Genomic DNA, 6,221 nt, shown 5'->3' with positions numbered 1-6,221 from the left:
GAAGCCCGTGCGGTCGCCCGCCCTCCCCGGGGCGGATCAGCCCGAGAGCTTGCGCATCAGCCGGACGCCCTGGGCCGCCGTCAGGTGCGGCAGGTACGCCTTGCCGATCGCCCGGGTGATGCCGGGCAGCGCGGCCGGGTCGGGGTACGCCATGTACATCGGCCGGTACTCCGGCTGGAACTTCGCCTTGAAGGCCAGCAGCGAGCGGAAGCCGTACACCGGCTCCAGCACCTTGCCCATCCAGTCCAGCATCCGCTGCAGCCCGGTGGGCTCCTCGTCCTGCCCGGTGCGGGCCAGCGGCGCGCCCGACAGCGACAGGAAGCGCGCGCCCTCCTCCTTGAAGCCGAGCGCGGCCGAGGCGATCAGGAACTCGCTGACGCCGCGGAAGCCGTCCGAGCGCCGGCGCATGAAGTCCAGCGTCCAGCCCACCGGCACGCCGTCCTCGTACACCGGCATCCAGCTGGTCAGCCCGTGCACCACCCGCTGCTCGTCCACCGCGATCAGCACCCGCACGTCCGGGTCGTCCAGCTCCGCCAGCCCGCCGAGCGTGAAGCCCATCTCCGGCAGGCCCTTCTCGGAGACCCACTCCTCGGAGATCGCCCGGATCTGCTCCCGCAGGGCGAGCGGCGCCTCGTGGTACGCCCACCACTCCGCGGAGATGCCCTGCTTGCCGGCCTTGTTGAGGGCGGTGCGGATGTCCTGCCACTTGCGGCCGGTGAAGGCCAGCTCGGGCAGCGGCACCACGGTGTCCTCGGCGACCTGCAGCGAGCGCCAGCCGAGCCGCGCGGCGGCGTCCCTGGTCTCGCCGCAGACGCTGTAGAAGCACGGCGTCCAGCCGCGCGCGTCGCAGTACCGGGCGAAGCCGGCCACCGCCCCGGCACGGTCCTCCGGCGCGCCGAACGGGTCGCCGGTGGTCAGCGCGACGGTGCCCACCACCCGGTAGGCGACGGCCGCCCGGCCCTGCTCGTCGAACCAGTAGTGGTTGCCGTCCCAGGTGGCGATGAACGAGAGCGTCCCGCCGCCGTGCTCGGTCAGCAGCGCCCGCGCCCGGTCGGCCGCCGCCGCGTCGGTGTGCAGCACCGGACGGCGGAAGACGGAGAGCAGCACGGCCAGCGCGACCGCCCAGAACGCCAGCCCGCAGTACGTCTCCAGGAAGCGCGCCACCGGCCCGACCGCGATCGGGTAGTCCGGCAGCAGGTCGTTGTACGCGGGCGGCAGGAACTGGGCCGGCAGCCCGGCCACCAGCCGGCGGGCGGTCGCCCCCGGCTCGAACTCCCCGGCCGCCAGCCGCCCGACCCCCACGTAGGTGGCCGCGGAGGCGAGCGCCGCGCCGCCAAGCACCAGGGCCAGCCGGCGCACCGAGCTGCCGGACAGCCGCAGCGGGAAGCGCTTGCGGGTGGCCACCAGCAGGGCGGTGGTCAGCAGCGGCAGCAGCAGCGCCTCGACGAAGTACTGCACCACGTCCCGGCTCACCGGCCCGGCGTCCAGGTACAGCCAGCACAGCAGCGCCGCCCAGAGCAGCTCGGTGGCCACGGTGACCAGCCAGGCCAGCCGCAGCCCCCGGCGCAGCCCCTCGGCGAGCACCAGCAGCAGCGCCGGGAAGAGCGCGGCCATCATCCGGCCCGGGGTGTCGAAGATCCGGACGACGGCGTGCGCGCGGGCGCAGTCGTGCGCCGACAGCGCGCAGAAGTCGGCGACCTCGTCCGGGCTGAGCCGGTGCGAGAAGTACAGCTCGGAGAAGGTGTTGAACGGTCCGCTGGCGTTGTCGTACAGCGAGGCGAGCAGCGGCCCGAAGGCGGCGGCGACCAGGCAGAGCGCGACCAGCACCCGGGTCTCGGAGTGCGAGGAGCGGTGCGTGCGCAGGTGCGGGCGGCCCCGGCTGACCAGCGCGCCCAGGCCGAGCCCGGCCAGCGCGGCGGCGCACCGCTGGACGCTCTGCAGGTGGCCCACGTACAGCGTCATCACCAGCGGGACGAGCAGCACCAGCAGGTGCAGCCGGCGGCGCCAGAGCACGGTGAGCCGGTACCCGAGCACCCCCGCCAGCGCGAACACGCCGACGCCGGGGCCGACCGAGATCTGGTCGGCCACCGAGGCGGTCCACTGCTCCCCCGCCGAGGAGCCGAAGGCGACCAGCGCGGTGCCCAGCAGGGTGCCGACGACCTGCCCGCCGACCAGCACCGCGAGGGTGCGCGGCCGCCCGAGCCGGTGCTCGGCTGCCGGGCCGACCAGGAGCAGCAGCAGGCTGGTGAACACGTACGAGCCGCTGCCGGAGCACCAGAACATCGAGGTGACCGGCGTCCACCAGTGGCCCTCGGCCAGCGTGGGCAGGCCGATCCCGGCCCGGTCCAGCAGCCGCTCGGACGGGCCGTGGCCCAGGCTCCCGGTGGCCGCGCCGAGCAGCCAGAGCCCGGCCAGCAGGGTCAGCGTCAGCGGCGCCGAGCGCAGCCGGGAGCCGAGCGCCCTGGCCGCCCGCCGGACCCGCTGCGGGCGCGGCTCCGCGGTGCGGGTGACCGGAGCCCGGTCGGTGCCGCGCTCGGCCGAGCGCTCCGCGTCCGGCCCCGGCTTGCGCTGCTCGCCGACGGTGGCCAGCGCGGTCCCCGCCCCGGTCACCGCGTCAGCCCGGTCTGCTGGGCGAGCCACGGGAGCTGCTGGACGATGCCGGGGCGGAAGACGACCCAGCCGTGGCCGCCCGGCATCAGGTCGAACTTGGACTTCATTCCGGCCGCCTGCGCGGCCCGGTAGACCTTCTCCATCTGCGGTCTGAACTCCTCGTCGGTCTCGCCGACGACCAACGCGACGTTGGTGTCCGGGAATTTCCTGCGGGCCATCACCTGGAGCGGATCGACCGCGTCGAACTTCTTCTCGTCACCGCCGAAGGCGGCCTTGACGGTCTGTTCCCGGCTGCCCAGGGTCGGTTCCTCCTGCCCGGACATGTCGAGGACGGTGCCGTACACGTCGGACGCGTTGACGCCGAGCTGGAGCGCGCAGGTGCCGCCCATCGAGGCGCCCCCGATCGCCCACGCGGTTCGGCCGGTCGCGGCCTGGAGGTTCTGGTGGACCCAGTCCGGCACGTCCACGGCCAGGTACGTCTGGGTCTTGGCGATCTTGGAGTCGAGGCAGAGCGTGTTGGCCCAGGTGGAGCCGAGCTGATCGGGCATCACCACGATCGGCGCGAGGCCGCCGTGGTCCGCGGCGAAGGCGTCCAGCGCCTCGTTGATCTGCGCGGAGAGCACCCAGTCCCCCGGAACCCCGGGCTGGCCGGTGATCATCACGACGACCGGCAGCAGCGGCCGCGGGGTGGCCTGGTAGGCGGGCGGGAGGTAGACGTACGCGTCGCGGGCCTTGAAGCCCGACTTGGTGCCGGGGATCGGCACCACCGAGACGGTGCCCTTCTCGGGCAGGTCCGCCGGGGGCTTCCAGGCCTCCTCCAGCGACTTGCCGGGCGGGGCGCTCATGGTCTGGCCCGCCTTGGTGGCGACCAGCCCGTCGGTCCTGGTCAGCCAGGGCGCCAGCATCACGCGCCCGCTCGGGAACTGGCCGAAGCCGATGTTGACCTCGGAGGAGGACATCAGCAGCACCAGGCCGCTCAGGCCCAGCGCGAGCCCCCGGCGCCGCCAGGTGAGCCGGCGCAGCCGGTAGCCGACCAGGCAGAGCCCGAGCAGGGCGACGGCTATCCACCAGGTGACGTACCGGGGAGTGCCCTCGGGGAAGGGGTGCCACCAGCCGTCGACCACCACGTCCAGCAGCCAGCTGAGCGCGGCCGCGGTGAACAGTGCGGCGGGTAGGCGGACCCGCCACCAGCTGCGGCCGCGGCCGATGGCTAGCGCGAACAGCGCCGCCCAGCCTGCCGCCAGCACGGCGTGCGGGATCAGGCCCTCGGTGAGCGGCCAGTCGATCGGGTTCCAGCGGGAGGCAAGGGTCAGCGTGGTCATGCGGCTTTGCCCGGCGGGGTGGTGTCGGCCAGGAAACCGTAGGCGACGACGTTGCCGTCGTAGCCGTGTTCCTCACTGTACGAACCGCCGCAGGTGATGACCCGCAGCTGTGCGTCAGCGGCCTGACGATAGACCCGGTCGTCCGGGAAGTCCTTTCGGTCGTGCACTTCGATGGCGTAGAGCTGGTAGACGGCGGTGGCGCCGTCCGCCCGGGCGATCTCGATCCGGTCCCCCCGACGGAGCGCGCCCAGATGATAGAAGACCGCGGGGCCGGCCTTGTTGTCGACGTGTCCTGCCAGGATCGCGGTGCCGCGCTGGCCGGGGCTGGCCCCGCCGCGGTACCAGCCCGCCAGGTTGCGGTCCGCCTCGGGCGGGGTCTGGAGACGGCCGGCGCCGTCCAGCCCGAGCGCGGTGACCGGGGCGTCCAGCCGCACCGCCGGAATGCGGATCCGGGTCGGCGCGGACGGGCCGAGCGGCGGCACGATCGAGACCGGCGCGATCCCGGCCTGGGCCTGACCGGCCCCCGGCGCGGGCGGCAGCGACGAACCTCCGTCGTGCAGCAGCCAGGCACCGAGGACCAGCGCGGCCCCGGCCGCCAGGGTGCCCGGCCACGGGCCCCTGCTCTGCTGGACGCCCATGGGCGCTCCCCTCTGCCGACGGAACCCCGCTTCCTGGGAGTTTCCTGGGAACAATTCAACCGGAACGGACTGTAAGGCACGTCCATACGACGGTCGTACCGGCACCCGCCGATCGGCAGGGCGGACGGCCTCTTTTCTGCGCCGCGTGGGCGCCCGGTCGCGGAGCGCGACGACCGCCCCCCGCGCACGATCGCCGCGGGTGCACGCCCGACACGAGCTACCGACGGTTCAACGGACCCGATCGGTTGCGTCGTTCGAGCGATCACTCACGAGCTCGCGCTGCGCCTCTTCGACCGGCCCCGCCCTCGTGCCATGCTGACCCGGTTACGGGTTGTATCACCCACTTGTCCGACCGGACTCCGCACTCCCGCACGCCGCCCGCCCGCACGCCCCACGAACGGAGTGACCATGGAAGCCCTCTCACGCCGCACCCTGCTGACGGCCGGCGCCGCCACCGCCGCCACCCTGGCGGCCGGGTGCGGCAGCAACCACGCCACCGGCGAGGAGCGGGCGACCGGCAGCGCCGCGCCGGCCACCGGAGCGGCCGACAAGCAGGGCGCCACTCCGGCCCCGGCCCCGCTCCCCCGGCCGCAGGCGGTCCTGATCGGTGACGGCTCCACCTCGGACACCGGCGCCCAGCCGCACCAGCCCGTCCCCGACCGGCTGCAGCCCGGCCAGCGCCCGCCGCAGTTCGTGGTCTTCTCCTGGGACGGCGCCGGCGAGCTCGACAACGGCCTGTTCGCCCGCTTCCGCCGGCTGGCCCGGGACCACGACGCGAAGATGACCTTCTTCCTCAGCGGCCTCTACCTGCTGCCCGAGTCCAAGAAGGACCTCTACCGCCCGCCGCAGCACAAGGTCGGCGCCTCCGACATCGGCTACCTGAGCGACCAGCACATCCGCGACACCCTGGAGAACGTGCACGCGGCCTGGCTGGAGGGCCACGAGATCGGGACCCACTTCAACGGCCACTTCTGCGGCTCCACGGGCGTCGGCGCGTGGTCCCCGGAGGAGTGGGACAGCGAGATCCAGCAGGCGATGGACTTCGTGACGAACTGGCGCACCAACACCGGCTTCACCGACCTGCCCGCGCTGCCCTTCGACTACCGCAAGGAGCTGATCGGCAGCCGCACCCCCTGCCTGGAGGGCCAGCGCAACCTGCTGCCCACCGCGGTCAGGCGCGGCTGGCGCTACGACAGCAGCGGCAACGGCACCCAGGTGTGGCCGCAGAAGATCCAGGGCGGCGCGCTGTGGGACCTCCCGCTGCAGTCCATCCCGTTCCCCGGGCACACCTTCCAGGTGCTCTCGATGGACTACAACATCATGTACAACCAGTGCGGCCCCAACACCAAGGCCGACCCGGCGCTCCACCCCGGCTTCCAGACCCAGGCCCGCGACGCCTACCTGATGGGGTTCGACCGCACCTACGACGGCAACCGGGCGCCGTACGTCATCGGCAACCACTTCGAGGAGTGGAACGGCGGCATCTACATGAACGCCGTCGAGGACGTCCTCAGGACCATCGCGGACAAGCCGGAGGTCCGGCTGGTGTCCTTCCGGCAGCTGGTCGACTGGCTGGACGCCCAGGACCCGGCGGTGCTGCGCAAGCTCCAGACCCTCACCCCGGGGCAGTCCCCGGCCGGCGGCTGGGAGG

4 protein-coding genes are annotated in these 6,221 nt (G+C 73.4%); 1 reads left to right on the top strand and 3 read right to left on the bottom strand.

Annotated features, from left to right (window positions below):
* Window positions 1-36: 36 nt before the first annotated feature.
* Genes ACIQOV_RS22570 through ACIQOV_RS22560 form a run of 3 tightly spaced genes read right to left on the bottom strand, consistent with a single transcriptional unit; the run spans window position 37 to window position 4,570 of the window.
* Complete coding sequence (locus ACIQOV_RS22570) at window positions 37-2,610, bottom strand: rhomboid family intramembrane serine protease (protein ID WP_401051067.1); 2,574 nt, start codon at window positions 2,608-2,610, stop codon at window positions 37-39.
* On the bottom strand, window positions 2,607-3,932 hold the full coding sequence (locus ACIQOV_RS22565; protein ID WP_401051065.1) for an alpha/beta hydrolase: 1,326 nt from the start codon (window positions 3,930-3,932) through the stop codon (window positions 2,607-2,609). The genes ACIQOV_RS22570 and ACIQOV_RS22565 overlap by 4 nt, the downstream gene beginning before the upstream one ends.
* Entirely contained in the window at window positions 3,929-4,570 is a 642-nt protein-coding gene (locus ACIQOV_RS22560; protein ID WP_380351913.1) for a class F sortase, read from the bottom strand. Before ACIQOV_RS22560 ends, ACIQOV_RS22565 begins: the two co-directional genes overlap by 4 nt.
* 408 nt (window positions 4,571-4,978) lie before the next feature.
* On the opposite strand from ACIQOV_RS22560, the gene ACIQOV_RS22555 reads away from it, so the two are divergent.
* Window positions 4,979-6,221, top strand: a 1,243-nt coding sequence (locus ACIQOV_RS22555) for a hypothetical protein (protein WP_401051063.1), incomplete at its 3' end; no start/stop codon positions are given.

Source organism: Kitasatospora sp. NPDC091257, assembly GCF_044757675.1.
Taxonomy (GTDB): domain Bacteria; phylum Actinomycetota; class Actinomycetes; order Streptomycetales; family Streptomycetaceae; genus Kitasatospora; species Kitasatospora lactacystinica.
The sequence above is the reverse complement of the archived record's forward strand: the minus strand, read 5'-3'. Positions and strand labels throughout refer to the sequence as shown.